The organism is Flagellimonas lutimaris (genome assembly GCF_051494225.1).
In the GTDB taxonomy this organism is placed as follows: Bacteria; Bacteroidota; Bacteroidia; order Flavobacteriales; family Flavobacteriaceae; genus Flagellimonas; species Flagellimonas lutimaris_A.
The window spans coordinates 1-252 of the sequence record NZ_JBNPYE010000045.1 but is presented as its reverse complement, the minus strand read 5'-3'; the positions used below and the strand labels follow the sequence as shown (position 1 = coordinate 252).

Sequence of the window (252 nt, the reverse complement as noted above, 5' to 3'; positions counted from 1 at the left end):
ACTAAGTTCTACAGCTTTTTCCTTAAACTCTGCAGTGTAATTTCTTTTTTCTCTTGACATTTTTCAAAGTTAATTTTAATAACTAAAACGCTCTTAACTCTATGTCCGGTTAAATATAGTAAGTCCATATTTCATTTATTCCGAAGGGGCAATTTCTGTTCCGACGATTGTCAAGTCAAAAATTTGATTTAGTCCTATTGGACATCAACCTTCCAGGAATAAGTGGCTTTGAATTGCTCAAACAAATAAAGT

Annotated in this window: 1 protein-coding gene; it reads left to right on the top strand. The window is 32.1% G+C overall.

The window, feature by feature from the left end; genetic code table 11:
- Positions 1 to 128: 128 nt before the first annotated feature.
- Positions 129 to 252: response regulator (locus tag ACQQ5U_RS19470; protein ID WP_437400136.1), on the top strand; the 124-nt coding region annotated here is incomplete at its 3' end.